Below are 25,034 nucleotides of genomic sequence, written 5' to 3'. Positions count from 1 at the left end.
ACAGAATGGGGGGGGGGGATTTAGCAGCACAAGGACCAATTTACGCCAGGGTGGTGCCGATCCGGCGCCCAAATCGGGCGCCGACGTGCGACAACTGCCACCTCGCCAATCAAGCGGCTGCGGCGTTTCGTTGAAAACACTCTGCCGCGTAGACTCCTAGCGCGACGGCACGGGGATGGTCGCGAGGAAGCGTCCGACCAGGAAAGCGCCGGTCTCGGCGGCGCCAGCGACCGGAAAGAACGCATGGTGGCTTGACCGCGAAGGACAAGGCAGAGTTCGCAATCAGCCACGCGGGGACTCCGGCAAGAGGATCAGCCTTCTTATAACGTGATGCCAAGTTCCGATGCAATGTCATTCGCTTTCTTCTGCGCCGCATTGAGCTGCTCATAAGATAGCTTTGAAAAATTTCGACTTTGATTGAAAGATTTTTGATTTTCCAGTTGTCCGCCGCGTTGCGAGATCATGTTCCAGGCCACAGCATCGATAATTTCCCCATCCTCAAGCATACGCTTGGCGACAATAGGGATGACATTTCCAGCACCTTCGCGAATGGCAACCAGGAAGTGGCGAACCGCGATATTTTTTGGCGCGTCGGAATAATCCATATCCGGATCGTACTCAAGAGATTTCGCTTCATTCCAGTAGCGCTCCCCGAGCTGGAGGGATGCAAAAACATCCCCTGCCCTCCCCAAATCCGTCAATTCTTTAACATTCATGTAAAAATACTTCTCGGGTGTCGTATATCCACCAGCCGTCATTATCTGTTTTCGTTGCTTAATTATCTCAGTAGGATCCGGTGGAACGGGGGCGCCCAAGGAAAAAGGCGACAGACCAAATCCGTTCATTGGCCGCTCCAAAGCAGATTGCGGCTTCGGTGCGCGTATATCTGCCCTCAACTTTGCCGACTCGTGCCTGGCAGGAGAATATGCGCTGGAAAACGCAAAAATTGCGGCGGCCAAAATGGCTAGCGAGACGAAAGTATTAGTGCGGGTCATTTTATTTATTGGAAACACATGAACCCGGTTGGATCCATGCCTTGTCCATATTGTTTAATACGGAGAATTGCAGTAGCCAATTGAACCACCGTTTGCCCAGGCCCAGTCTTCCGCCAATGATCCAGATTGAAAATCTCCTGTCAATGATTCCGTGCAAGTACCGAAACTCACCTTGCGGAACGGGAATTTGGCAAAAGGCCCTCCATCGCGGCTCGGACGATCTGATTCATTAAGAACTTTTACTACGGCATTGTTCGAATCCATTATCACAAGGCGACCCGTATCGAAAAGAACAAGTTTATAGCCTAGATCATAGGGACGCCCGCCCGTTCCTGAATTCCATGCCCAAGTTCCATTGCTTTTATATAGGGCGAGATTTCCATCCATCTGCATTCGAAGATGATCACCACTTTTTCTTGTGTTTGTAGAAAACTGGCTCAGACGGTTTCCCATAAGTGTCGTAAAATACTCAACGACATTTCCATCGTCTTGCACGATGAGAGCGTACAATCCCGAGCGCGAAGTCAATACTTGCCCTTTTTCGAGCTGATTCTCTGCCATCAAAACACTAGTAACAGCGCTAGCCGAAGTCGCGGCCGCCATACCAAGAATAAACGTGGCAAACATTCTTTTAACCATAAATTCTCCAGATTAAGATTACATTTTTATCGATACTCTATTCAAGCAGGTTTTAGATTAAATGACAAGAAGACTGAAGTCAATACGATTCATGTATTTTTTTCTAAAAAATAAACCTTGACAAAAAAATAAGTTCGAAATCGCGAAAACCGCATTTGCAGAAGAGACTTGGCGTTGTTGCATACATCGCTTTTTACAGGATGCTTCCCCTTCCCCCATGAATTTACGCGATACGGATGGACTGAGGGCGTGCCGGCGCAGCCATGCGATTTAGCACGCCCGCGCGGATGGCCACTTCGGCGGCCAGGGCTTCGCTCCCTCGCGCGGCGGGATCGATGGCGTGGCCTTGCGCGCGGCGATCACCGCGTGGCATTGCCGCGTGTCGTAAGCGCCGTCGTCGCCGATGATATCAATCGGCGTGCCGGCCGGCATCTGGTCGAGCAGATCGGGCAGCACTTCGGCATCGCCGACGCCCCGGTGCGTCATCAGCGCCGCGCAAATCTGGCCGGTGTTCGCATCCATCGCCAGATCCACCTTGCGCCAGGTGCGGCGCTTGGAATAACCTTGCTTGCGCACCTTCCATTCGCCTTCGCCAAACAGCTTCAGGCCGGTGCTGTCGACCACCAGATGCAGCGGCTCGCCGCTGCACAGGGTCGGCAGCACGACGTCGAGATCCCAGGCGCGGCGACACAAGCTCGTGTAGTTGGGCACCGGCAGATCGGCGAAGGCGAGCGAGTTCATGTTCCCCGCGAAACCCTGCAACGCGCGCCGCGGCAGGCGAAACACCTGTTTGAGTCCGAGCAGCATCTGGATGACCGCGTCGGCGTAGACGCGTGGTCGGCCACGCCTGACGGCCTCGGCCTCAGCGCCCCGTTGCCACAAGTCTCGCTCGATCCAGATCGTCACGTCACCTCCGGTGATCAGTCCGGCGCTGTAGGCCGGCCAGTTGTTAATAATCCGGCACCGCCCCTTGGGATCTTGCCGCTGTCGTTCGTCCTTGCGCAACGTTTCAGGCAAAAGACCAGAATGTACGCAAGTTCGTCGAAAGTTTAACAGCCCCGCGGCACCAGTTGTTGCGCGCTAATGTCAGCCTTGGTGGTAGCCGCAGGGTTTGTGCAACAGCGCCGAGAGAAATGTAAAATAGGTCGCGCGTTGACGATGTCCTGCCGCGTAAATCGGGGCTAATTGAAACTCCCCAAAATGAAATCATGTGACACGGATGGACCAAGGCACGAGAATGCATCATGCGTTTGAGCTCGACCACGCGAATGGTTTGACGGCTGACTCGATGTGTTTGTTCACGTAGGCTCAGAACACTGACTAGACGGTCTTGTTTGAGCTACAATAACGCGCCCGACCGCCACTATCAAAAATGAAACATTGCCACTTGTGAATTCCTAGGCATTCGACACATAAACTGGACCCGACTCTATGCAAAACCCCGTCCCCGCCTCACCGCTGCTGCCGCGCCACTGGCTCGCCATCGTGCTCGGCTTCGCCGCGCTGGCGCTGCTGGTCATGGCCTGGCGCTGGGGCGGCACGGTCGAGGATTCGCTGGCCTACTTCAACACCGCGCGCTATCTGCGCGGCGAGCTGCCCTTCAGCGAGCTGCGCGCGCCCTTCCCCTACCGCCTGCTGGTGCCGGCCCTCGCCGCCGCCCTGCCTGGCGAGCTGCACAACGCCTTCGCCGCGCTGAACTGGCTGCTGATCAGCGGCGCCGCCAGCGTCATCGCGCTGACCGCCGCCCGCCTCGGCTTCAGCCGTGGCCGCGTAATCGGCGCCGGCCTGCTGCTGATCGTCTCTGTGCCGACCTTTTGGTACGCCCCCTATCTGCTGGTCGATCCCGGTTCGATCTTCGCCCGCGCCGTGTTCGTCCTCGGCATCCTGACCGGCCAGCCCTGGCTGGCCGCCGCCGCCGGCATCGTCGGCACCGCCGCGCGCGAGGAAAACATCCTGCTGCTGGTCTGGCTGCTGGCCATGCGCCGCCTGCCCTTCGCCGCCGCCCTGGGCGCGCTGGCCATGGCCGGCGGCTGGATCGTCGCGGTGCGCTGGTGGCTGCTGCCCGGCCTGCCCAGCTACACCTGGACGCCCAGCCTGCACAGCCTGCTCGCCGGCCTCGGCGACGTGCGCTCGCTGGCCTCGCTGGCGACGGCGGCGCTGCTGGTGGTGCCGCTCGCCCTGCTCGGCCGGCGCCACGCCGCCGCCCAGCTGCGCCCACTCAACAGCCTGCTGTTGCTGATGGTCCTGCCGCCGCTGTATGCCGCCTTGTCGGTACGCATCGACGGCCGCATCATCTGGAGCCTGTACCCGATGTTGATTCCCTTCGCCCTGTGTGCCGGCCTGCCGCGCGCCGCCCAGCTCGCCGCCCCGGTGCACGCCGCGCGCGCATGAGCGTGCCAGCCAACGCGCCGTCCGGCGCGGCAACGCAACCGCAACCGCCCATCGTCGTCGAGCTCGACGGGCACCTTGATCCGCTCCAGCCTGCTGTGGGAGGCGGTCGCCGTCTTCCTCAAGCAGCACAGCCTGCGGCTAATCACGCTGATCTTCTGGCGCCTGCTGGGCCGCGCCGAGTTCGCCCGCCGCCTGTTCGCCGCCGTCGCGCCGGACGCCGCCGCGCTGCCCTACGACCGCCAACTGCTGGCCCTGCTCGGCGCCAAGGCCGCCAAAGGCCGCAGGCTGATCCTGGCCAGCGACTCGCCGCACGCGGCCGCCGTGGCGCAGCACCTGGCGCTTTTCGACAGCGTGCTCGACATTTCGCCCGGACGCCAGCCGGAGCGGCTGGCGCAGGCCCTGCACGGCGGTCCCTTCGACTACCTTGGCCGGGCGCGCGGCGCGCCCGCGCTGTGGGCGCAATGCCGCGTCGCCTACCCGGTCGGCCGGGCACCGGCGGGACCGGCCCGCGAAGGCGCCGCCAAGCCGGTCGGCGAGGCGCGCGGCGGCTGGTGCCTGCCCCTGCTGAAGGCGATGCGGCCGCGCCAGTGGATGAAGAACCTGCTGGTGTTCGTGCCGATGCTGGCCGGCCATGTGTTGACGCTCGAGGCGCTGGCGCAGTCGGCGCTGGCCTTCGCCGCGTTCTGCCTGTGCGCGTCGAGCGCCTATCTGCTCAACGACACGCTGGATGCCCGCGACGACCGCGCCCACGCCAGCAAGTACAAGCGCCCGATCGCTGCCGGCACGCTGCCGATCGGCGTCGCGCTGGCCGCCAGCACCTTGCTGGCCGGCGCCGCGCTGGCGCTGTGCGCGCGTGTCGATACCCTGCTGGCGCTGAGCGTGCTGGTGTACTTCCTCAGCACGGTGAGCTACTCGATCTACCTGAAACGCCTGTTGATGGTCGACATCGTGACCCTGGCCATGCTGTTCAGCCTGCGCATTCTGGGCGGCGCCGCCAGCACCCGCATCGAACCCTCGTTCTGGCTGCTGGCGTTCTCCTTCTTCCTGTTCCTCTCGCTGGCGCTGCTGAAGCGCCACAGCGAGCTGTTCAATCTGCACCAACAGGGCAAGAAGAACACCAACGGCCGCGGCTACACGACGGCCGACCGGGCGCCGATCGGCATGATGGGTATCAACAGCGCCTTCATCGCGGTGTTGATTTTCAGCCTGTACTTCAACTCGGCCAACGTGATCCGGCTGTACCGCCAGCCGGCCTTCCTGTTCGCCATCGTCCCCTTGCTGGTATTCTGGCTGGGGCGGCTGTGGACGCTGTCCTTCCGTGGCGAGGTCAACGAGGACCCGTGCTCTACGTCAGCAGGGACCCGGTCAGCCTGGTCGTTGTCGGCCTGTGTGTCTGCCTCGTCGTCGCCGCCAGCCTGTAGCCCCCAACACTTTGAAAGAAGCTCGATGAATTTTCTGCAGAACGGCCTGTTCTGGTGCGCCCTGGCCGCCGCCGCCAGCGCCATGGCGACCTACCTGATCAAGCTGTCGCACCTGGGTGGCAGCGCCTGGACCCTGGGCCGCCTGGCCTACCTGGGCGGCGCCTGCGCCACCTACGGCTTGGGCTTCGTCTGCTACTCGGTGGCGCTGCAAAAAATGCCGATGAGCCTGGCATATCCCCTGATGACGGCCATCACCATGAGCGTCGTCACCATCGTCGGCTTCCTGGCGCTGGGCGAGGCGCTGACCGTGTCCAAGGTGGTCGGCACGCTGGTCATCGCCGTCGGCGCCTTCATCCTGTCGCGCTAGTCGACGCGCCGCCCCCTCAGTTCTGCGGGTTGAGCCGCTCGATCTTCGAGTGCAGCTTGTTCAAGGCCGACAGGTAGGCCTTGGCCGAGGCGACGATGATGTCCGGGTCGGCGCCGACGCCGTTGACGATGCGCCCCGAGTGCGACAGGCGCATCGTCACCTCGCCCTGCGACTGGGTGCCGGTGCTGATCGCGTTGACCGAGAACAGCACCAGCTCGGCACCGCTGGCGGCCCGGCTCTCGATGGCGTTGACGGTGGCGTCGACCGGGCCGTCGCCGCTGCCCTCGCAGCGCACTTCCTCGCCGTCGATGGAGAAGACCACCGTGGCGCGCGGCGTCTCGCCGGTCTCCGAGCGCTGCGCCAGCGAGACGAAGCGGTAGTATTCCTTGTCGTGCGCCTGCTGCTCGTCCGACACCAGGGCCATGATGTCCTCGTCGAAGATCTCCGACTTGCGGTCGGCCAGCTCCTTGAAGCGGCCGAAGGCGGCGTTGACCTCGGCCTCGGAGTCGAGCTCGATGCCGAGCTCCTGCAGGCGTTGCTTGAAGGCGTTGCGGCCCGACAGCTTGCCCAGCACGATCTTGTTGGCGGTCCAGCCGACGTCCTCGGCGCGCATGATCTCGTAGGTCTCGCGCGCCTTCAAAATGCCGTCCTGGTGGATGCCGGAGGCGTGGGCGAAGGCGTTGGCGCCGACCACCGCCTTGTTCGGCTGCACGGCGAAGCCGGTGATCTGCGACACCATCTTCGAGGCGGCGACGATCTGCGTGGTGTCGATGCCGACCTCCAGCTGGTAGTAGGCGGCGCGGGTGCGCAGCGCCATCACCACCTCCTCCAGCGCGGTGTTGCCGGCGCGCTCGCCCAGGCCGTTGATGGTGCATTCGATCTGCCGCGCGCCGCCTATCATCACACCGGCCAGCGAGTTGGCGACGGCCAGGCCGAGGTCGTTGTGGCAGTGCACCGACCAGATCGCCTTGTCGGAGTTGGGGATGCGCTCGCGCAGGCGGCGGATGGTCTCGCCGAAGATCTCCGGCACGGCGTAGCCGACGGTGTCGGGGAAGTTGATGGTGGTGGCGCCCTCGGCGATCACGCCCTCCAGCACGCGGCACAGGAAGTCCTCGTCGGAGCGGCTGCCGTCCTCCGGGCTGAACTCGATGTCGTCGGTGAACTGGCGGGCGAAGCGCACCGCGTTCTTGGCCTGCTCGAGCACCTGCTCGGGCAGCATGCGCAGCTTCATCTCCATGTGCAGCGGCGAGGTGGCGATGAAGGTGTGGATGCGCTTGCGCTCGGCCGGCGCCAGCGCCTCGGCGGCGCGGGCGATGTCGCGGTCGTTGGCGCGCGACAGCGAGCAGATGGTCGACTCGCGCACCGCCCCGGCGATCGCCTTGATCGACTCGAAGTCGCCCTGCGAGGCGGCGGCGAAGCCGGCCTCGATGACGTCGACGCGCAGCCGCTCGAGCTGCTTGGCGATGCGCAGCTTCTCCTCCCGCGTCATCGAGGCGCCGGGCGATTGCTCGCCGTCGCGCAAGGTGGTGTCGAAGATGATCAGGCGGTTCGAAGGCGTATTCATGATTGCTCCATGGCTGTACACAAAAAAACTATCGAGGCCGCCCGCCGCGCGGGGCGCTGCTAGTGGCGCTCGCTCGGGTCGACCGGCTCGTGGTCGGTCTGGATGATGCTGACCGGCTTGCCCTTGGCCATGCGCCAGAAGTAGATCACGTAGCCGGACAGGCCGTAGGCGATGAAGATCGGGAACAGCACCTTGGGCGGGTCGATCGACACCAGGGCGAAGGCCAGCGCGATCAGGAACACCGCGATGAAGGGCACCGACTTGCGGAAGTTGACGTCCTTGAAGCTGTAGAAGGGCACGTTGGTGACCATGGTCAGGCCGGCGAACAGGGCGATGGCCCAGGACACCCAGGGCAGCTGGATGCCGGGCACCTGCAGGTCGTCCATCAACAGGATGAAGCCGGCCACCAGGGCCGCCGCCGCCGGGCTGGGCAGACCTTGGAAGAAGCGCTTGTCGACCACCTCGATGTTGGTGTTGAAGCGGGCCAGGCGCAGCGCGCCGCCGGCGCAGTAGACGAAGGCGGCGATCCAGCCCAGCTTGCCCAGGCCGCGCAGCGACCACTCGTAGATCACCAGCGCCGGCGCGGCGCCGAAGGAGACCATGTCGGACAGGCTGTCGTACTGGGCGCCGAACTCGCTCTGGGTGTTGGTCAGGCGGGCGATGCGGCCGTCCAGGCCGTCGAGCACCATGGCGATGAAGATGGCCCAGGCGGCGTGTTCGAATTTTTGGTTCATCGCCATGACGATGGCGTAGAAGCCGCAGAACAGGGCGGCGGTGGTGAAGGCGTTGGGCAACAGGTAGATCCCGCGACGGCGCGGCTTGGCGCCGCCCTCGGCCACCGGCTGGCGCGCAAACTTGCTAAAGCGCGAAGCCTTCGGCTTGGCTGCTGGTGCGGCGCCATTCTTGGCTCTGCGACGGGGAAAGTTTGCCATAGGGTTCCATTTCTAAGTACAGCGGGCGTGTCGGTAACGGTGTTGATTGCGCCATCATTATAGAGGAGGAGGAAACAAAAAAGGGGGTTCGCGCCGCCGCCGGCCGGTGTTGCTAATTGATCGGGCTGGCCGAAATGCATTGCCCAAAAAGGGGCAATGGTGTTTCATGAGCTAGATCAAGCGCAAGTCCTTGAAACCTGAAGGGTTTTCATGTGGAAATCGTTTAGCCCACCGTCCCCGCTCCCGCCGCCACGCGCGCCGCTGTGCGTGCTGCCGCTGTTCCTACTGCTATGGTTCATACTGCTGTGCGGTGCCGTCCACGCCGAGGTGCTGCGCGTGGTCTACCCCGCCAACGAGGCGCCCGGCGACGCGCGCTTCGCCGACCTGATCGAGATCCTGCACACCGCGCTGGAGCGCACGGCGGCCGAGGACGGCCCCTTCGAACTGCAGCCCTCGGCAATGGAGATGAACGAGGCGCGCTACCTGAGCGCCCTCAAGCAGGGCCAGTTGATCAACATCGCCTGGAGCTCCACCTCGATCGACAAGGAAAGGGACTTGCTGCCGCTGCGCATCCCCTTGCGCAAGGGCCTGCTCGGCTACCGCATCGCCCTGATCGCCCGCGAGCAACAGGCCAGGATAGACCAGATCCACAGCCTCGACGACCTGCGCCGTTTCAGCGTCGGCCAGGGCTTGGGCTGGGGCGACGTCAAGCTTTACCAGGCGGCCGGCATCAAGGTGGCCCAGGCCAGCTACGACAAGCTGTTCCGCATGTTGACGCTGGGCCGCTTCGACCTGTTTCCGCGCGGCGTCACCGAGGTCTACGCCGAATACGCCCTGCGCGCGCCCGACGATCCCCGCCTGACGGTCGAGAAGAACCTGCTGCTCTACTATCCCTGGCCCTACTACTTCTTCTTCAACCGGAAGGATGACGCGCTCAAGCAACGTGTCGAGAGCGGCATCCGCATGATGCTGCGGGACGGTTCCTTCGACGCCCTGTTCTGGAAGTACAACGGCAAGGCGATCGAACAGGCCAACCTCAGGGGGCGCCGGGTGATCGCCCTGCCCAACACCATGCTGCCCAGGGAAACCCCGCTGGGCGAGACCGGCCTGTGGCTGGACCCGACCAAGCAGCTCCCCTAGCACAGCAACACGGCAGGCGTGGAGACGGCCTGCCTTTCCCGTCGATACTTCCCACTAGAAAGGAATGACATGTTCATGCAATTTATTCCCCGCCGACTGGCGGCGCCCGCCCTCACCTTGTCGCTGGCCTTGCTGGCAAGCACGCCCGCGGCGCTGGCCGCCGGCATCAAGGTGAGCTACCCGGCCAACGAAACGGCGGGCGACACCCGCTTCAACGACCTGATGGAGATCCTCCAGGGCGCGCTGGAGAAGACCACCGCCGAGTTCGGCCCGTTCGAACTGGAGGCGTCCAAGCAGAAGATGAACGAGGAGCGCTACCTGAGCGAGCTGAAGAACGGCGGCGGCATCAACATCGCCTGGAGCTCCACCTCGACCGAGAAGGAGGCCACCCTGCTGCCGCTGCGCATTCCGCTGCGCAAGGGCATCCTGGGCTACCGCGTCGCCCTCATCTCCAAGGAGAACCAGGCCAAGATCGACCAGGTCAAGTCGCTCGCCGACCTGAAGAAACTGAGCATCGGCCAGGGCACCGGCTGGGGCGACGTCAAGCTCTACGAGGCCAACGGCTTCAGCGTCAGCACGGCCAAGTACGACGAGTTGTTCAAGATGACCAACGCCGGCAAGTTCGACCTGTTCCCGCGCGGCATCAGCGAAGCCTTCGCCGAACAGGAGCAGCAGGTCAAGACGAATCCGAACCTGGTGGTGGAAAAGAATATGCTGATCTACTACCCCTGGCCCTACTACTTCTTCTTCAACAAGGCCGACGCGGCGCTGGAAAAACGCATCGACGTGGGCATCCGCAAGATGATGAAGGACGGCTCCTTCGACGCCATCTTCAAGAAGTACAACGGCAAGGCCATCGAGCAGGCCAACTTCAAGGGACGCAAGATCTACCGCCTGAAGAACGACCAGCTGCCGAAGGAGACGCCGTATAGCGACACCACGCTGTGGTTCAACCCCAGCGGGCAGTAGCGGCGGAGTGTTCTTTTTTTGGGGGGGGGATTTCGATGCGCCGGAGATGCCGGCCACCCCCGACGCGGTGCGCCGCCGTCGGGGTCAGACCCCGTACGGGGTCTGACCCCTAGCTTTATGGGGTTATGCCGACGTCTCGCAAGCCATAAAGAAGATACTCCGGGACGGTGAAGCCACCTGTGGCAAGCGCGGCTGGCGCGCACAACGCGGCGGAGACTGCGCCGCCGCATTGGCTGAACTACTTGAACTTGACCTTGCCGACCACGTTCATTTGCAGCGTGGTTTCGCCCGGCTCGAAGCTGGGCTCCTCGACCGGCGCGCTGTCCATCATCTTGGCCGAACGCATCATCATCGGCGCGGCGGCGCCGCCTTCGCGCTGGGCATAGTTGCCCGAGCCTTCGAAGTCGACCGTGTCGAGCACGGCGTCGCTGAGCTTGCGGCCCATGGCGTTGGCGATCGAGGCGATGCGCTCGTTCAGGTTCTTGTAGGTGGCGGCGATGCGCTGGTCGTCCAACTTGCGCGTGGTTTCCGGCGTCAGGCCGAACTGGATGCCGTTCAGGGTCAGCACGCGCTGGGCGGCGGCGACGGTCTTCGGCAGGCCGGCCAAATTGGTGGTGGTCAGCTGCACGTACTGGCCGACGCGCCAGGCGGTCGGCAGGCGCGGCTTGGGCATCAGGCCGTTCGGCAGCGGCCGATCTTCCGGATACACGGCGTAGGTGTAGTAGCCTTGGGTCTTCAGGCTGGCTTGCGGTGCTCTTTCTTGAGGATCTCGATGCCCTGCTTCATCTTCTGGTTGACGCGCGAGGCGGCGGCGGCCTTGTCCTTGTCGGTCTCTTCGATCGCCAGCGTGGCGATGGCCTGGTCGTTGGCGTGCTTGACTTCACCGAAGGCGGGCACCACCACCAGCGTGCCGCTGGTGGGCAGCGTCTCGGCGGCGAAGGCGTGTTGGACGGACAGCGAGGCGGTCGCCATGGCGGCGGCGACAACGAGGTTTTTCATGCGGGTCATAAACGTTCTCCATAGTTGAAAAAGCGAAAATGGGGCCGAAGCCCCATTGTGCGCGAAACCAGCAGAACTGGTGATTACAGCAACTTTACCCGAATCCGCCAGCCGAAACTGTAAGACATGGTGAGCGTTTGTAACATTTCGCTATTTCAAGCGTATGGCGCCGGGATGCCGCCAACCAACCAGGGTCAGACCCTAAGGGTCTGACCCTAAATTTGACGCCCGGCAATCCGTCGAGCGATTTAGTTCTTCGACTGGTCGACCATCTTGTTCTTGGCGATCCAAGGCATCATGGCGCGCAGCTTGGCACCGACTTCTTCGATCGGGTGCTCGGAGGTCAGGCGGCGACGGGAAATCAGGGTCGGTGCGCCGGCCTTGTTTTCCAGGATGAAGGACTTGGCGTATTCGCCGGTCTGGATGTCCTTCAGGCACTGGCGCATCGCGTCCTTGGTGGCCGAGGTGACGACTTTAGGGCCGGTCACGTATTCGCCGTATTCGGCGTTGTTGGAGATCGAGTAGTTCATGTTGGCGATGCCGCCTTCATAGATCAGGTCGACGATCAGTTTCAGTTCGTGCAGGCACTCGAAGTAGGCCATTTCCGGAGCGTAACCAGCTTCGGTCAGGGTTTCGAAACCGGCCTTGATCAGTTCGACGGCGCCGCCGCACAGAACCGCTTGCTCGCCGAACAGGTCGGTCTCGGTTTCTTCGCGGAAGTTGGTCTCGATGATGCCGGCGCGGCCGCCGCCGTTGGCCGAGGCGTAGGACAGGGCGATGTCGCGGGCCATGCCGGACTTGTCCTGGTACACGGCGATCAGGTGGGGCACGCCGCCGCCCTGGGTGTAGGTGGCGCGCACGGTGTGGCCTGGCGCTTTTGGAGCGATCATGATGACGTCCAGGTCGGCGCGCGGCACGACTTGGCCGTAGTGCACGTTGAAGCCGTGGGCGAAGGCCAGCACCGCGCCTTGCTTGGCGTGCGGGGCGACGTTTTCGTTGTAGACCTGGGCGATGTTCTCGTCCGGCAGCAGGATCATGATGATGTCGGCGGCCTTGACCGCGTCGTTCACTTCGGCAACCTTCAGACCGGCCTTCTCGACCTTGGTCCACGAGGCGCCGCCCTTGCGCAGGCCGACGGTGACGTTCACGCCGGAGTCGCTCAGGTTTTGCGCGTGGGCGTGGCCCTGCGAGCCGTAGCCGATGATGGCAACGTTTTTACCCTTGATCAAGGAGAGGTCGGCGTCTTTGTCGTAGAAAACTTTCATGATAATTCCTATGTATTTTGTAGTGTGTTGTTCAGGGGAGTCGTACCGGGCGGCGGGCGCCGCCCAGGTACTCGGTCAAACTTTGAGGATGCGTTCGCCGCGTCCGATGCCGGAGCCGCCGGTACGTACCGTTTCCAGGATAGAGGCGCGGTCGATCGAGTCGATGAACGCGTCGAGCTTGCCCTTGTTGCCGGTCAGCTCGATCGTGTAGGTCTTCTCGGTCACGTCGATGATGCGGCCGCGGAAGATGTCGGCGGTGCGCTTCATCTCCTCGCGTTCCTTGCCCACGGCGCGCACCTTGATGAGCATCAGCTCGCGCTCGATGTGCGCACCCTCGGTCAGGTCGACCACCTTCACCACCTCGATCAGGCGGTTGAGGTGCTTGGTGATCTGCTCGATGATGTCGTCCGAGCCGCTGGTGACGATGGTCATGCGCGACAGGGTCGAATCTTCGGTCGGCGCCACGGTCAGCGTCTCGATGTTGTAGCCACGGGCCGAGAACAGGCCGACCACGCGCGACAGGGCGCCGGCTTCGTTTTCCAGCAATACAGAGATAATGTGTCGCATCTTATAAGTCCTCCGAACCCAACAGCATTTCAGAGAGCCCTTTGCCCGCCTTCACCATCGGCCATACGTTTTCCGATTGATCGGTAATGAAGTTCATGAAGACCAGACGGTCCTTCATGCCGAAGGCTTCGCGCACGGCGCCGTCGACGTCGCCCGGCTTCTCGATGCGCATGCCGACGTGGCCGTAGGCCTCGGCCAGCTTCTCGAAGTTCGGCAGCGAGTCCATGTAGGACTCGGAGTAGCGCGAACCGTAGTCGATCTGCTGCCACTGCCGCACCATGCCGAGGAAACGGTTGTTGAGCATGATGATCTTCGGCGTCAGGTGGTACTGCTTGCAGGTCGCCAGCTCCTGGATGCACATCTGGATCGAGCCCTCGCCGGTGATGCAGGCGACGGTGGCGTCCGGATTGGCCATCTGCACGCCCATCGCGTAGGGCAGGCCGACACCCATGGTGCCGAGGCCGCCGGAGTTGATCCAGCGCTTGGGTTTGTCGAAGGGATAGTACTGCGCCGCCCACATCTGGTGCTGGCCGACGTCCGAGGTGATGAAGGCGTCGCCCTTGGTCACTTCGTAGACCTTCTGCACCACCGATTGCGGCTTGATGACCAGGTCGGAGGTCGGGTAGACCAGGCACTGCTTGCCGCGCCATTCGTTGATCTGTTTCCACCAGTCCTTGACGGCCGGCAGGTTCGGTTTCTGCTCCGCCGCGTCGAGCTGGGCCAGCATCTCGATCAGCACGTCCTTGACGTTGCCGACGATCGGGATGTCGACCTTGACCCGCTTGGAGATCGACGAGGGGTCGATGTCGACGTGGATGATCTTGCGCGGATTGGAGGCGAAGTGTTTCGGGTTGCCGATGACGCGGTCGTCGAAGCGGGCGCCGATGGCGATCAGGACGTCGCAATGCTGCATCGCCATGTTCGCTTCATAGGTGCCGTGCATGCCGGGCATGCCGACGAAGTTCTCGCTCGAGGCGCGGTAGGCGCCCAGGCCCATCAGTGTGTTGGTGACCGGGAAGCCGAGCTTGTCGACCAGCTTGTTCAGCTCGGGCGCAGCGTTGGCCAGGATCACGCCGCCGCCGGTGTAGATCATCGGGCGTTCGGCCTGCAACAGCAGCTGCACGGCCTTGCGGATCTGGCCGGAGTGGCCCTTGTCGACCGGCTTGTAGGACCGCATCTCGATCTCTTTCGGATACGAGTAGGTGGTCTTGTGCATCGAGATATCCTTCGGGATATCCACCAGCACGGGGCCGGGACGGCCGGTGCGGGCGATAAAGAAGGCTTTCTTGATGGTTTCGGCCAGGTCCTTGACGTCCTTGACGAGGAAGTTGTGCTTGACCACGGGGCGGGTGATGCCGACCGTGTCGCATTCCTGGAAGGCGTCCTGGCCGATGGCGTGGCTCGGCACCTGGCCGGAGATCACCACCATCGGAATCGAGTCCATATAGGCGGTCGACAGGCCGGTGACGGCATTGGTCACGCCGGGGCCGGAGGTCACCAGGGCGACGCCGATTTTTTGCGAGCTGCGCGAATAGGCGTCGGCGGCGTGGATAGCGGCCTGCTCGTGGCGTACCAGTACGTGTTGGAATTTGTCTTGCTTGAAGATGGCGTCGTAGATATACAGTACGGCTCCGCCCGGATAGCCGAAGACGTGTTCAACGCCCTCCTCGGCCAGGCAGCGCACCAGTATTTCCGCGCCTGTGAATTGTCCTGCTGCTTCGGTATTCATAAAACATTCCTTTCAAGGTCCATTGGAGATTGATCGGATGCTCTTTCCTCACGAAGTATGCCTACAGCTACAGCTTGTCCTGCTTCCCTTTTTTATGCGTTCACGGCACTTCTTCCGCTACCCATAGATAGCGTGCAAAGCGTCGCTGGACGCAAACTCGTTTGGCCGGATTTTCTGTAGCGGTTGTGCGTACCTCTCGCGCTTGTGGCGCGGGTTAGAGCAAACTGCCTACATATGAAAGCGCGTCGTGTCGTGTGCGGCGTTGTGTGCCAGCGGCGACCAGACCATAGAGCTTCGGGGTGATCAAAGCGTCCCATACGGTACTACGCGGCACAGATTTGAGCAAGGACATTTATGAAAATCGGCGATTTGCGCCCCGCTTTGACGTAAAAAACATGCAGAAATGGCCAATTTTTGCTAGCATGCGCACAGTTCGCAAAACGCCGCAAGCTCGCATCCCTGGCGCCGTACGCCTCACTTAACCTGAGCCCTCCCGGCAGTACCCTCCCCACGACGCATGGCAACAGACAAAGAATTATCCGACTTTCTCGTAAACGTCGAGCGACGCGCCTTCAAGCAGGCCGTCTACGCAGTGCGCAAGGACGAATCGGCCCTGGACATCGTGCAGGACGCGATGATCAAGCTCGCCGAGAAATACGGCGACAAGCCGGCCGCCGAGCTGCCCATGCTGTTCCAACGCATCCTGCAAACCACCATCCTCGATTATTTCCGCCGCGAAAAGGTGCGCAACACCTGGGTCAGCCTGTTCTCCGGCATGGGCGGCGCCAAGGAGGGCAGCGAGGACTTTGATATACTCGACTCCTACGAGGCGGAACAGGGTTCCGAGGCGTCCGAGTCGAGCGCCGACAAGGTCGAGCGGGCACAAACCTTGCAACTAATTGACGGCGAGGTGCAAAAACTGCCGGCGCGTCAACGGGAAGCCTTCCTCATGCGTTACTGGCAGGACATGGACGTGGCTGAAACAGCCGAAGCGATGGGATGTTCCGAGGGGAGCGTGAAGACACATTGCTCACGCGCAACACACACCCTCGCCGAATCGCTTAAAGCCAAAGGAATCAAATTATGAACACCGACGATCTGAACTTCGCCTACAAAGTGCGCCACGCGCTCAACGAGCAGCTCGACGAGCTGCCCGCCTCGACCACCGACCGCCTGGCGGCGGCCCGCAAGGCCGCCATGGCGCGCAAGAAGGCCGACGCGCCGGTGCGCGTGAGCGAGCGCGCGCTGGCCACCGGCGGCGGCGCCGGCTTCTTCGCGCAACCGCTCTCCTGGCTGGGCCGAATGGGCGTGGCCGTGCCGATGCTGGTGTTGGTGGCCGGCATGGTCGGCCTCTACCAGTACGAGGAGCAGGAGCGCGTCGCCGAGCTGGCCGAGGTGGACGCCGCCGTGTTGTCGGACGAGCTGCCGTTGTCGGCCTATATGGACCACGGTTTCAACGCCTACCTGACGAAAAGCGAGCAATAAACATGGCGCGTTTCAGCGGTCGGGCAAAACTGGGCGCGGGATTCGCCGCGCTCGCCGCGCTCGCGGTCGGCGGCGCTTCCTGGGTCAACGCGACACAACCGGCCCCGGCGCCCGCCCCGGCGGCGCCAGTGAGCGCCGCCGCCGCCGGCCTAGCGCCGGCAACGACATCGGCGCCGGTCAAGCCGGTGGCCGGCGGCAAGCAGCCCCCCGCCGTCGCCAAGCCGACGGAAAAGACCCAGTGGAAAGATCTGAACCCGGTGCAACAGCAGGCGCTGCTGCCGCTGGCGTCCGAGTGGAACGCGCTGGAGCCGCTGCGCAAGCAGAAATGGCTGGAGATCGCCAACCGCTACACCTCGATGAAGCCGGACGAGCAGGCCCGCGTGCAGGAGCGCATGCGCGAGTGGATCAAACTGACGCCGGAAGAGCGCCGCGTGGTGCGGCAGAACTTCGCCGCCACGCAGAAGCTGGTGAACGGGCAGAAACTGGACATGGGGAAAAAATCGGCCCACTGGGAGCAGTACCAGCAGCTACCCGAAGAACAAAAGAAAAAACTGGCGGCGGAAGCGGCGATGAAGAAGCAGGTCGCCAACGTGCCGACGCCGGCGCAGAACAAGATCAAGACCGTGGCGCCGATCAAGTCCGGCGCGACGATCCCGCCGGCCGGCGGCCAAGCCGCCCCGGCGACGCCGCCGGCGCCGGGCGCCAGCGCCACCCCCGCGACGCCGGCGCCGGGCGCCGCCACAGCGGCGCCAAGCGCCACCGCCCCGACAAGCGCCACGCCAGCGACCGCGGCAACGCCCGCCAGCGCCGCCCCCACCAGCACCCAGGCCACGCCGCCAACGCCAAGCAATGTCAAATAGTTCCGCGCCGGTCGCAACACCTACCCTTGCACGCCGCTTGATCTCGATGGTCTACGAGACCTTGCTCGGCTTCGCCGTGCTGTTCCTGCCCTTCCTTGCGCTGGAACTGGCCTTGCAGGGCAGCCACAGCAAGACCGCCGAGCACCTGCGCCAGGCGCTGTTCTTCCTGGTACTGGGCGCCTACTTCATCCACCAGTGGAGCCGCGAGGGCCAGACCCTGGCCATGCGCACCTGGCGCATCAAGGTGGTGCTGGCCAAGGGCGGCCCGCTGTCGCTGCAGGCCGCCACCGCGCGCTATCTGCTGTGCTGGATGTGGGTGCTGCCGGCGCTGCTGCTGGCCTACGCCCTCGACCTGCACAAGTGGCAGGCGCTGGGCGCGGTTGGCGTCGGCGTGCTGGTGTGGGCCGCCACCGCCCTGCTCGACCGCGACCGCCAGTTCCTGCACGACAAGCTGACCGGCACCCGCCTGGTGCAACTGCCCAAGCTGCCTAAGAAGAGCAAGACCGCTGTCAACAATCCAGGGTCAGACCCTAGGGTCTGACCCTTAGATTTTCGCCGCCGACCTTCTTCAGCGGCGATCGGCGCCGCCCCGCCTGGCTTAGAAGCGCTCGAATTCCTGCAGATAGCGCCACTCGCCCACCGGCAGGCTGGACATGGCGATGCGGCCGATGCGGATGCGCTTCATCGCCACCACGCCCAGGCCGACCATCTTGCACATGTGCTCGATCTGGCCCGGCAGCACGCCCTTCAGCGCGAAGCGCAGGCGGGTCTCGTTCTGCCAGCTGACCTTGATCGGCGGCAGCGGCTTGCCATTGAACGGCAGGCCGTGGTTGAGCAAGGCCAGGCCGTTCTCGACGATGTTGCCGGCGACCTCGACAATGATCTCCTGCTCGACCCGCGCCGCCTCGTCGACCAGCTTGCGGGCGACGCGGAAGTCCTGGGTGAACACGACAAGGCCGCTGGCCGTCGTGGCGAGCGGGTTGGTCAACGTCAGGCCGCCCAGGTGGCGCTTGAGGAAGCGCTGCTGGCGGCAGGTGGCGGTGCGCGACTCCAGGCTCAGGCAGCTCAGCGCCGGCGCGCCGTCCTTGCCGATGTCGGCGTTGAAGCCGGCCGGCTTGTGCAGCAGGATGGTGACCGGCAGGATCTCCAGCAAGGTGGCGTCCTTGGCGACGGCGATGGCCTGCTCCTCGCTGACGCGGGCGCCGGCCTCTTCGACGACAACGCCGTCCACGCTGACCCAGCCGCCCTCGATGTACTGCTCGGCTTCACGCCGCGAGCAAGGGAGCATTTCCGACACGCGCTTGGCGAGGCGGACGGTGGAATCTTTGGTGGAGTCTGTCATTGAGTCGAAAAGGAAAACGGAGGAAAGGCGGTATTGTACCCGCCGCCGCGCCGGCGGACGAAACCGGCGGGCGGATGAGGCATGCAGTTCGCGCACATCGAACGCCAGGGCATCAATCCAGGGTCAGACCCTAGGGTCTGACCCTCGCTGACGCAGCGACTGAAGCCCGGGAAGCCGGGGTTGCTTACTGGGCGACGGCGGCCTTGGCCAGCTGCTCGGTAAAGAAGCGGTTGCCCATCTCCTCCAGGCCCAGCGTTTCCAGCACTTCCTGCAGACGCTCGGTGGGGCGCTGGCGCGGCAGGTTCTTGTAGCTGGCGATGATCAGCTCGTTCTTCATCGAGTGCTCCCAGCCGACCAGCTCGGTCACGTTGACCTGGTAGCCGTGCGCCTCCAGTTGCAGGCAGCGCAGCACGTTGGTGATCTGGCTGCCGAACTCGCGGGTGTGCAGCGGATGGCGCCACAATTCGGTCAGCGCGCTCTTGCCCAGGGCCTTGGCCTTGTTCTTCTTCAGCACGGTGGCCACCTCGGCCTGGCAGCACGGCACCAGCACCATGAAGCGGGCCTTCTTCTTCAACGCGAAGTGGATGGCGTCGTCGGTCGCCGTGTTGCAGGCGTGCAGGGCGGTGACGACGTCGATGCGCTCGGGCAGCAGCTTCGACTCGGTCGACTCGGCCACCGACAGCGGCAGGAAGGACATGCCGGGAAAGTTGAACTTCTTGGCCAGCTCCTGCGACTTGGCGACCAGCTCTTCGCGCGTTTCGATGCCGTAGATGTGCGAGCCGTCGTTCAATGCCTTGAAGAACAGGTCGTACAAAATGAAGCCGAGGTAGGACTTGCCGGCGCCGTGGTCGACCAGCGACACGCCGGCGCCGCCGTCGGCCTGCACTTCCTTCAGCAGCGGTTCGATGAACTGGTACAGGTGGTAGACCTGCTTGAGCTTGCGGCGGCTGTCCTGGTTCATCTTGCCGTCGCGGGTCAGGATGTGCAGCTCTTGCAGCAGCGCGACCGACTGGCCTTCGCGGATCTCCGGCATCGCCGCCGCGCTGGTGGTGGTCGCGACTTCACCCTTGACGCCCTTGGCGGCCTTGGCCGCTGACTCAGCGCGCTTCATCGATCCACGCCGCCTGGATGGCTTCCAACACCTTCTCGCCGCCACGGCTGTGGTCGTCGTCGAAGCCGTCCAGCTCCACCACCCAGTTGTGCAGGTCGGTGAAGCGGATGGTGCTCGGATCGGTGTCCGGGAATTTGTCGTACAGGGCTTCCGCGATCGCGGAGATATCAGTCCATTTCATCGCTTGCTCCGGTCTCAGTGACCGCCCTCGCTGGCATGGTTGATCGTGTATTTCGGAATCTCGACCACCAGGTCGACGTCGGCGACGACGGACTGGCAGGACAGGCGCGACACCGCTTCCAGGCCCCAGGCCTTGTCGAGCAGGTCTTCCTCGGTCTCGCTGGCCTCGCTCAGCGAGCTGAAGCCTTCGCGCACCAGCACGTGGCAGGTGGTGCAGGCGCAGGACTTCTCGCAGGCGTGCTCGATGTTGATGTCGTTCTCCAACATGATGTCGCACAAGGTCTTGCCGGCTGGGGCGTCGACCACCGCGCCCTCGGGGCACAGTTTGGGATGGGGCAGGAATACGATTTGTGGCACTTGTGTTACCTCTGTGATGTTCTGAATTAAACGACCTGGGCCAGCGTCTTGCCGGCCAGCGCGCTGCGCACGCTGCGGTCCATGCGGCGCGAGGCGAAGTCCTCGGTGCCGTTGGCCAGCGCCTCGACGGCGGCCTTGACGCCGGCGTGGTCCAGCGTGCCGGCCACGGAGGCGGCGACGGCGTCGCGCACGCGCTGCATCAGCGCGTCCACGGCGGGGCGCTCGGCGGCGTCGAGCAGATTGCCGTCCTCGTCCAGCGCGGACTGGGTGGCCAGCAGGATGCGCTCGGCCTCGACCTGCTCCTCGCGCAGGGCGCGGGCGACCATGTCGACGTCGGCCGACTGGTAGGAGTCCTGCAGCATGCGGGCGACGTCGTCGTCGCCCAGGCCGTAGGACGGCTTGACGCTGATCGAGGCCTCGACGCCGGAGCGCAGCTCGCGCGCCGAGACCGACAGCAGGCCGTCGGCGTCGACCTGGTAGGTGATGCGGATGCGCGCGGCGCCGGCCACCATCGGCGGGATGCCGCGCAGCTCGAAGCGGGCCAGCGAGCGGCAGTCGCTCACCAGCTCGCGCTCGCCCTGCAGCACGTGCACGGCCAGGGCGGTCTGGCCGTCCTTGAAGGTGGTGAACTCCTGGGCGCGGGCGCAGGGGATGGTCGAGTTGCGCGGGATGATCTTCTCGACCAGGCCGCCCATCGTCTCGATGCCCAGCGACAGCGGGATGACGTCGAGCAGCAGCCAGTCGTCGCCGGCGGCACGGTTGCCGGCCAGCAGGTTGGCCTGGATCGCCGCGCCCAGCGCGACCACCTTGTCGGGGTCGATGTTGGCGTGCGGGATGGTGTGGAAGAACTCGCCGACGGCGCGCTGCACGTGCGGCATGCGGGTGGCGCCACCGACCATCACCACGCCGTCGACGTCGTCGATGTCGACGCCGGCGTCGCGCAGGGCCTTCTTGATCGCGTTCATGGTCTTGCCGACCAGGTGCTTGGTGATCTCCTGGAAGGTCTGCGCGGTGATGCGCAGGTGCACTTCCTCGCCGGAGTTGAGCGCGGCGTCGACGGTGATGTCGTCCTTGTTCGACAGCAGCTCCTTGGCCTCGCGCGCCTTGACCATCAGGATCGCGGTGTCCTCGTCGGACAGCGGGGCCAGCTTTTCCTGCTCGTGGATCCAGCAGAACAGGCGGTGGTCGAAGTCGTCGCCGCCCAGGGCCGAGTCGCCGCCGGTCGAGAGCACCTCGAAGACGCCCTTGCTCAGCTTGAGGATGGAGATGTCGAAGGTGCCGCCGCCCAGGTCGTAGACGGCGAAGATGCCCTCGGACGCGCTGTCGAGGCCGTAGGCGATGGCGGCGGCGGTCGGCTCGCTGAGCAGGCGCAGCACGTTGATGCCGGCCAGCTGGGCGGCGTCCTTGGTGGCCTGGCGCTGGGCGTCGTCGAAGTAGGCGGGCACGGTGATGACGGCGCCGACCAGGTCGTCGCCGAGCGAGTCCTCGGCGCGCTGGCGCAGCGTGGCCAGGATCTGCGCCGAGATCTCGACCGGGCTCTTGATGCCGGCGATGGTCTTCAGCTGCACCATGCCGGGCGTGTCCTGGAAGTCGTAGGGCAGGTTCTCGGCGTAGGCGATGTCGTGCAGGCCACGGCCCATGAAGCGCTTGACCGAGACGATGGTGTTCTTCGGATCGGTGGTCTGCGCGGCCTGGGCCTTGTAGCCGATGTTGGCGTGGCCGTTGGGCAGGTAACGCACCACGGACGGCAGCAGCGGGCGGCCCTCCTCGTCGTTCAACACTTCGGGGATGCTGTTGCGCACGGTCGCCACCAGCGAATTGGTGGTGCCGAGGTCGATGCCCACGGCCAGCCGGTGCTGGTGCGGCGCGGTCGACATGCCTGGTTCGGAGATTTGCAGAAGTGCCATGTATATTTCGTGCCTTGCGGCTCAGATTGAATTAGGACGGACGGGGGCGTCGAGGGCGATGGCGGCGGGCCGCCTCACACATCCTCGAACAGCTGGAACACGCTATCGATTTCCTGCTGCATCTTGTCGAGGAACATCAGGGCGCGCACACCCTGGGCGGCGCCGTGGAAGTCGCCGGCGTCGAGCTGCTGGGCGATGCCGAGCAGCTGCGCCTTGCGTTCCAGCCGCATGTCGCGGTCGAGCGCCTCGAGGGCGGCGGCGTCGCGGCCGGCGCGCGCCTCGGCCAGCGCCTCGCGCCACTCCATCTGCTGCATCAGGAAGGCCATCGGCATGGCCGTGTTCGACTCCGTCTGCAGGTCCACACCGTTCAGCTCGCACAGGTACTGGGCGCGCTTCTGCGCGTGCTTGAGCGTCTGGTAGGCCTCGTTGGCGCGGGTCGCCCACTGCATGGCGACGCGCTTCTCGGCGTCGGTGGCGTTGACGAACTTGTCCGGATGGACGCGGCTCTGCACCTCGCGGTAGGCGGTGTCGAGGGCGGCGCCGTCGACGGCGTAGCGCTGCGGCAGGTTGAACAGGTCGAAGTGGTTTTGCATGGCTGGGGTCTATCGGGTCTGGCCGCGCGCTGTTGCGTCCGGCAGACGGCCACAGCGCGGCGGCGGCGACGCGCTCAAATGCGGAAGCTTTCGCCGCAACCGCACGCGTCCTTCAAATTGGGGTTGTTGAACTTGAAGCCCTCGTTGAGGCCTTCGCGCGCGAAGTCGAGCTCGGTGCCGTCCAGGTAGGGCAGGCTTTTCGGATCGACGAAGACCTTCACGCCGTGCGACTCGAAGACGCTGTCCTCGGCCGCCACCTCGTCCACATACTCGAGCTTGTACGCCAGGCCGGAACAGCCGGTGGTGCGCACGCCGAAGCGCAGGCCGACGCCCTTGCCGCGCCGCTCGATGTAGCGGGTGATGTGTTTCGCTGCTTTTTCGGTCAGTGTGATTGCCATTCGTTTCTCCGTCCCGGCCCCGCGCGCTCGCGCCGGGCCGGTGTAACACAATACGTTCGCCGCGCCTAGATGAGAGCTTAGGCGGCGACCGGGTGCTTGGTCTGGTAGTCCAGGACCGCCGCCTTGATGGCGTCTTCCGCCAGGATCGAGCAGTGGATCTTGACCGGCGGCAGCGCCAGTTCCTCGGCGATCTGGGTGTTCTTGATGGCCAGCGCCTGGTCCAAGGTCTTGCCCTTGACCCATTCGGTCACCAGCGAGCTCGAGGCGATGGCCGAACCGCAGCCGTAGGTCTTGAACTTGGCGTCCTCGATCAGGCCGTCGGCGCCGACCTTGATCTGCAGCTTCATCACGTCGCCGCAGGCCGGCGCGCCGACCATGCCGGTGCCGACGCTGTCGTCACCTTTTTCGAAGGCGCCGACGTTGCGCGGGTTTTCGTAGTGGTCCAACACTTTTTCTGAGTAAGCCATTTTGATGCTCCTAGTATTCTGAATTCGATGAAAACGCGATGTGGCGACCGGCCCCGGCAGGGCTTAGTGCGCGGCCCACTGGATCGAGCTGATGTCGATCCCCTCTTTGAACATGTCCCACAGCGGCGACAGCTCGCGCAGCTTGGCGACCTTGGTCTTCATCAGCTCGACGGCGAAGTCGATGTCGGCCTCGGTGGTGAAGCGGCCGATGGTGAAGCGGATCGAGCTGTGCGCCAGTTCGTCGCTGCGGCCCAGGGCGCGCAGCACGTAGGACGGCTCCAGGCTGGCCGAGGTGCAGGCCGAACCGGACGACACCGCCAGATCTTTCACCGCCATGATCAGCGACTCGCCCTCGACGTAGTTGAAGCTGACGTTCAGGTTGTGCGGCACGCGGTGCTCCATGTCGCCGTTGATATAGGTTTCCTCGATGCCCTGCAGGCCGCTGGCCAGGCGGTCGCGCAGCGCCTTGATGCGCACGATCTCGCTGTCCATCTCGACCTTGGCCAGGCGGAAGGCCTCGCCCATGCCGACGATCTGGTGGGTCGGCAGGGTGCCCGAGCGCAGGCCGCGCTCGTGGCCGCCGCCGTGCATTTGCGCTTCGATGCGCACGCGCGGCTTGCGGCAGACGTACAGCGCGCCGATGCCCTTCGGGCCGTAGGTCTTGTGGGCGGTGAAGGTCATCAGGTCGACCTTGCTCTTTTGCAGGTCGATGACGACCTTGCCGGTGGCCTGGGCGGCGTCGCAGTGGAAGATGATGCCGCGCGAGCGGCACAGCGCGCCGATCTCGTCGATCGGCTGGATCACGCCGATCTCGTTGTTGACCAGCATCACGGAGATCAGGATGGTGTCCGGCCGGATGGCGGCGGTCAGCTGCTCGATGGTGATCAGGCCGTTGTCCTGCGGTTCCAGGTAGGTGGCCTCGAAGCCGACCCGCTCCAGTTCGCGCACGGTGTCGAGCACGGCCTTGTGCTCGGTCTTGACGGTGATGATGTGCTTGCCCTTGGTCTTGTAGAACTGGGCGGCGCCCTTGATCGCCAGGTTGTTGCTCTCGGTCGCGCCGGAGGTCCAGATGATCTCGCGCGGGTCGCAGTTGACCAGCGCGGCGACGTGGCCGCGCGCCTCTTCAACCGCCGCTTCCGCCGTCCAACCGTACATGTGGCTGCGCGAGGCCGGATTGCCGAACTGCTCGCGCAGATACGGAATCATCATGTCGGCAACGCGCGGATCGACCGGCGTCGTCGCCGAGTAGTCCATGTAGATCGGGAAATGCGGGGCGGTGTGGAACTGAACCGGCGCGATGTTTTTTTCAGGGGCATTCATCTAGATAACTCCAATGCGTTTCAAGCAGCCTAATGT

Annotated in this window: 24 protein-coding genes and 2 pseudogenes; 8 read left to right on the top strand and 18 right to left on the bottom strand. The window is 64.0% G+C overall.

The window, feature by feature from the left end; genetic code table 11:
* Positions 1-320: 320 nt before the first annotated feature.
* The 3 genes and pseudogenes from QC826_RS07930 to QC826_RS07920 form a co-directional block, all read right to left on the bottom strand.
* Positions 321-995, bottom strand: a complete 675-nt coding sequence (locus tag QC826_RS07930; RefSeq protein ID WP_279765097.1) for a hypothetical protein — start codon at positions 993-995, stop codon at positions 321-323.
* A 54-nt stretch (positions 996-1,049) separates the two neighbouring features.
* Complete coding sequence (locus tag QC826_RS07925; RefSeq protein ID WP_279765095.1) at positions 1,050-1,634, bottom strand: hypothetical protein; 585 nt, start codon at positions 1,632-1,634, stop codon at positions 1,050-1,052.
* A 282-nt stretch (positions 1,635-1,916) separates the two neighbouring features.
* A pseudogene (locus tag QC826_RS07920) lies at positions 1,917-2,639 on the bottom strand (IS5 family transposase); the annotation flags it as partial.
* A gap of 426 nt (positions 2,640-3,065) precedes the next feature.
* Between QC826_RS07920 and QC826_RS07915 the strand changes: the two are divergent.
* Both QC826_RS07915 and QC826_RS07910 read left to right on the top strand, forming a co-directional pair.
* Complete coding sequence (locus QC826_RS07915; RefSeq protein ID WP_279765094.1) at positions 3,066-4,025, top strand: hypothetical protein; 960 nt, start codon at positions 3,066-3,068, stop codon at positions 4,023-4,025.
* A gap of 75 nt (positions 4,026-4,100) precedes the next feature.
* Positions 4,101-5,813, top strand: coding sequence for a UbiA family prenyltransferase (locus QC826_RS07910; protein WP_279765093.1), 1,713 nt, complete (start codon positions 4,101-4,103; stop codon positions 5,811-5,813).
* A 16-nt stretch (positions 5,814-5,829) separates the two neighbouring features.
* On the opposite strand, the gene QC826_RS07905 is transcribed toward QC826_RS07910, so the two are convergent.
* Positions 5,830-7,377 (bottom strand): 2-isopropylmalate synthase, encoded by a 1,548-nt coding sequence (locus QC826_RS07905; RefSeq protein ID WP_279765092.1) that lies wholly within the window; start codon positions 7,375-7,377, stop codon positions 5,830-5,832.
* Positions 7,378-7,436: 59 nt separating this feature from the next.
* The gene (gene pssA, locus QC826_RS07900; protein ID WP_093389537.1) at positions 7,437-8,309 is read right to left on the bottom strand and encodes a CDP-diacylglycerol--serine O-phosphatidyltransferase; all 873 of its coding nucleotides are present in this window, start codon (positions 8,307-8,309) and stop codon (positions 7,437-7,439) included.
* 210 nt (positions 8,310-8,519) lie between these two features.
* Between pssA and QC826_RS07895 the strand changes: the two genes are divergently transcribed.
* Together QC826_RS07895 and QC826_RS07890 are read left to right on the top strand one after the other, a co-directional pair.
* Positions 8,520-9,449, top strand: a complete 930-nt coding sequence (locus tag QC826_RS07895) for an ABC transporter substrate-binding protein (protein WP_279765091.1) — start codon at positions 8,520-8,522, stop codon at positions 9,447-9,449.
* Between the two features lie 75 nt (positions 9,450-9,524).
* Positions 9,525-10,418 carry a substrate-binding periplasmic protein gene (locus QC826_RS07890; RefSeq protein WP_279765090.1) on the top strand — a complete coding sequence of 298 codons (894 nt, stop codon included), beginning with the start codon at positions 9,525-9,527 and terminating at the stop codon, positions 10,416-10,418.
* 238 nt (positions 10,419-10,656) lie between these two features.
* On the opposite strand, the pseudogene QC826_RS07885 reads toward QC826_RS07890, so the two are convergent.
* The 4 genes and pseudogenes from QC826_RS07885 to QC826_RS07870 all read right to left on the bottom strand — a co-directional run bounded on the left by QC826_RS07885 (position 10,657) and on the right by QC826_RS07870 (position 14,978).
* Positions 10,657-11,426 (bottom strand): annotated as a pseudogene (locus tag QC826_RS07885) (SIMPL domain-containing protein).
* A 239-nt stretch (positions 11,427-11,665) separates the two neighbouring features.
* Positions 11,666-12,682, bottom strand: coding sequence for a ketol-acid reductoisomerase (gene ilvC, locus QC826_RS07880; protein WP_279765089.1), 1,017 nt, complete (start codon positions 12,680-12,682; stop codon positions 11,666-11,668).
* A 75-nt stretch (positions 12,683-12,757) separates the two neighbouring features.
* Positions 12,758-13,249 carry an acetolactate synthase small subunit gene (gene ilvN, locus QC826_RS07875; protein WP_099416286.1) on the bottom strand — a complete coding sequence of 164 codons (492 nt, stop codon included), beginning with the start codon at positions 13,247-13,249 and terminating at the stop codon, positions 12,758-12,760.
* Position 13,250: 1 nt separating this feature from the next.
* Positions 13,251-14,978: an acetolactate synthase 3 catalytic subunit gene (locus QC826_RS07870; RefSeq protein WP_279765088.1), complete on the bottom strand. Its 1,728-nt coding sequence runs from the start codon at positions 14,976-14,978 to the stop codon at positions 13,251-13,253.
* Positions 14,979-15,495: 517 nt separating this feature from the next.
* Between QC826_RS07870 and QC826_RS07865 the strand changes: the two genes are divergently transcribed.
* From QC826_RS07865 to QC826_RS07850, 4 genes are all read left to right on the top strand, one after another.
* Positions 15,496-16,065: an RNA polymerase sigma factor gene (locus QC826_RS07865; protein WP_093389532.1), complete on the top strand. Its 570-nt coding sequence runs from the start codon at positions 15,496-15,498 to the stop codon at positions 16,063-16,065.
* Complete coding sequence (locus QC826_RS07860) at positions 16,062-16,463, top strand: DUF3619 family protein (protein ID WP_093389531.1); 402 nt, start codon at positions 16,062-16,064, stop codon at positions 16,461-16,463. The genes QC826_RS07865 and QC826_RS07860 overlap by 4 nt, the downstream gene beginning before the upstream one ends.
* Before the next feature lie 128 nt (positions 16,464-16,591).
* Complete coding sequence (locus QC826_RS07855; protein WP_279765087.1) at positions 16,592-17,323, top strand: DUF3106 domain-containing protein; 732 nt, start codon at positions 16,592-16,594, stop codon at positions 17,321-17,323.
* Positions 17,313-17,864: an RDD family protein gene (locus QC826_RS07850; protein WP_279765086.1), complete on the top strand. Its 552-nt coding sequence runs from the start codon at positions 17,313-17,315 to the stop codon at positions 17,862-17,864. Before QC826_RS07855 ends, QC826_RS07850 begins: the two co-directional genes overlap by 11 nt.
* Before the next feature lie 57 nt (positions 17,865-17,921).
* On the opposite strand, the gene QC826_RS07845 is transcribed toward QC826_RS07850, so the two are convergent.
* From QC826_RS07845 to QC826_RS07805, 9 genes are all read right to left on the bottom strand, one after another.
* Complete coding sequence (locus QC826_RS07845) at positions 17,922-18,665, bottom strand: rRNA pseudouridine synthase (protein ID WP_279765085.1); 744 nt, start codon at positions 18,663-18,665, stop codon at positions 17,922-17,924.
* A gap of 184 nt (positions 18,666-18,849) precedes the next feature.
* A complete protein-coding gene (locus tag QC826_RS07840) occupies positions 18,850-19,776 on the bottom strand; it encodes a class I SAM-dependent methyltransferase (RefSeq protein WP_409567779.1) in 927 nt (308 codons plus the stop codon).
* Positions 19,763-19,957 (bottom strand): Fe-S cluster assembly protein IscX, encoded by a 195-nt coding sequence (iscX, locus tag QC826_RS07835; RefSeq protein ID WP_279765084.1) that lies wholly within the window; start codon positions 19,955-19,957, stop codon positions 19,763-19,765. Before iscX ends, QC826_RS07840 begins: the two co-directional genes overlap by 14 nt.
* 14 nt (positions 19,958-19,971) lie before the next feature.
* Entirely contained in the window at positions 19,972-20,313 is a 342-nt protein-coding gene (gene fdx / locus QC826_RS07830; RefSeq protein ID WP_093389526.1) for an ISC system 2Fe-2S type ferredoxin, read from the bottom strand.
* A 26-nt stretch (positions 20,314-20,339) separates the two neighbouring features.
* Positions 20,340-22,220 (bottom strand): Fe-S protein assembly chaperone HscA, encoded by a 1,881-nt coding sequence (hscA, locus tag QC826_RS07825; RefSeq protein WP_279765083.1) that lies wholly within the window; start codon positions 22,218-22,220, stop codon positions 20,340-20,342.
* A gap of 74 nt (positions 22,221-22,294) precedes the next feature.
* Positions 22,295-22,813, bottom strand: coding sequence for a Fe-S protein assembly co-chaperone HscB (gene hscB, locus QC826_RS07820; protein ID WP_279765082.1), 519 nt, complete (start codon positions 22,811-22,813; stop codon positions 22,295-22,297).
* 74 nt (positions 22,814-22,887) lie between these two features.
* Positions 22,888-23,211: an iron-sulfur cluster assembly protein IscA gene (gene iscA / locus QC826_RS07815; RefSeq protein ID WP_093389523.1), complete on the bottom strand. Its 324-nt coding sequence runs from the start codon at positions 23,209-23,211 to the stop codon at positions 22,888-22,890.
* Positions 23,212-23,288: 77 nt separating this feature from the next.
* Entirely contained in the window at positions 23,289-23,678 is a 390-nt protein-coding gene (iscU, locus tag QC826_RS07810) for a Fe-S cluster assembly scaffold IscU (protein ID WP_020702063.1), read from the bottom strand.
* A 63-nt stretch (positions 23,679-23,741) separates the two neighbouring features.
* Positions 23,742-24,998: an IscS subfamily cysteine desulfurase gene (locus QC826_RS07805; RefSeq protein ID WP_279765081.1), complete on the bottom strand. Its 1,257-nt coding sequence runs from the start codon at positions 24,996-24,998 to the stop codon at positions 23,742-23,744.
* Positions 24,999-25,034: the final 36 nt, after the last annotated feature.

It is taken from the genome of Rugamonas sp. DEMB1 (assembly GCF_029834475.1).
In the GTDB taxonomy this organism is placed as follows: domain Bacteria; phylum Pseudomonadota; class Gammaproteobacteria; order Burkholderiales; family Burkholderiaceae_D; genus Rugamonas; species Rugamonas rubra.
Note: the sequence above shows the minus strand (reverse complement) of the source record. Positions and strands in the feature narration are given on the sequence as shown.

Excerpts from the sequence above, each read along its gene's own strand:
- QC826_RS07915 (WP_279765094.1), top strand. The coding sequence starts at position 3,066 with ATGCAAAACCCCGTCCCCGCCTCACCGCTGCTGCCGCGCCACTGGCTC.
- QC826_RS07860 (WP_093389531.1), top strand. The coding sequence starts at position 16,062 with ATGAACACCGACGATCTGAACTTCGCCTACAAAGTGCGCCACGCGCTC.
- QC826_RS07845 (WP_279765085.1), bottom strand. The coding sequence starts at position 18,665 with ATGACAGACTCCACCAAAGATTCCACCGTCCGCCTCGCCAAGCGCGTG.
- iscU (WP_020702063.1), bottom strand. The coding sequence starts at position 23,678 with ATGGCTTACTCAGAAAAAGTGTTGGACCACTACGAAAACCCGCGCAAC.
- QC826_RS07865 (WP_093389532.1), top strand. The coding sequence starts at position 15,496 with ATGGCAACAGACAAAGAATTATCCGACTTTCTCGTAAACGTCGAGCGA.
- QC826_RS07840 (WP_409567779.1), bottom strand. The coding sequence starts at position 19,776 with ATGAAGCGCGCTGAGTCAGCGGCCAAGGCCGCCAAGGGCGTCAAGGGT.
- QC826_RS07870 (WP_279765088.1), bottom strand. The coding sequence starts at position 14,978 with ATGAATACCGAAGCAGCAGGACAATTCACAGGCGCGGAAATACTGGTG.
- iscX (WP_279765084.1), bottom strand. The coding sequence starts at position 19,957 with ATGAAATGGACTGATATCTCCGCGATCGCGGAAGCCCTGTACGACAAA.
- QC826_RS07805 (WP_279765081.1), bottom strand. The coding sequence starts at position 24,998 with ATGAATGCCCCTGAAAAAAACATCGCGCCGGTTCAGTTCCACACCGCC.
- QC826_RS07895 (WP_279765091.1), top strand. The coding sequence starts at position 8,520 with ATGTGGAAATCGTTTAGCCCACCGTCCCCGCTCCCGCCGCCACGCGCG.
- hscB (WP_279765082.1), bottom strand. The coding sequence starts at position 22,813 with ATGCAAAACCACTTCGACCTGTTCAACCTGCCGCAGCGCTACGCCGTC.
- pssA (WP_093389537.1), bottom strand. The coding sequence starts at position 8,309 with ATGGCAAACTTTCCCCGTCGCAGAGCCAAGAATGGCGCCGCACCAGCA.
- iscA (WP_093389523.1), bottom strand. The coding sequence starts at position 23,211 with ATGGCAATCACACTGACCGAAAAAGCAGCGAAACACATCACCCGCTAC.
- hscA (WP_279765083.1), bottom strand. The coding sequence starts at position 22,220 with ATGGCACTTCTGCAAATCTCCGAACCAGGCATGTCGACCGCGCCGCAC.
- QC826_RS07850 (WP_279765086.1), top strand. The coding sequence starts at position 17,313 with ATGTCAAATAGTTCCGCGCCGGTCGCAACACCTACCCTTGCACGCCGC.
- QC826_RS07925 (WP_279765095.1), bottom strand. The coding sequence starts at position 1,634 with ATGGTTAAAAGAATGTTTGCCACGTTTATTCTTGGTATGGCGGCCGCG.
- QC826_RS07905 (WP_279765092.1), bottom strand. The coding sequence starts at position 7,377 with ATGAATACGCCTTCGAACCGCCTGATCATCTTCGACACCACCTTGCGC.
- QC826_RS07930 (WP_279765097.1), bottom strand. The coding sequence starts at position 995 with ATGACCCGCACTAATACTTTCGTCTCGCTAGCCATTTTGGCCGCCGCA.
- ilvC (WP_279765089.1), bottom strand. The coding sequence starts at position 12,682 with ATGAAAGTTTTCTACGACAAAGACGCCGACCTCTCCTTGATCAAGGGT.
- ilvN (WP_099416286.1), bottom strand. The coding sequence starts at position 13,249 with ATGCGACACATTATCTCTGTATTGCTGGAAAACGAAGCCGGCGCCCTG.
- QC826_RS07890 (WP_279765090.1), top strand. The coding sequence starts at position 9,525 with ATGCAATTTATTCCCCGCCGACTGGCGGCGCCCGCCCTCACCTTGTCG.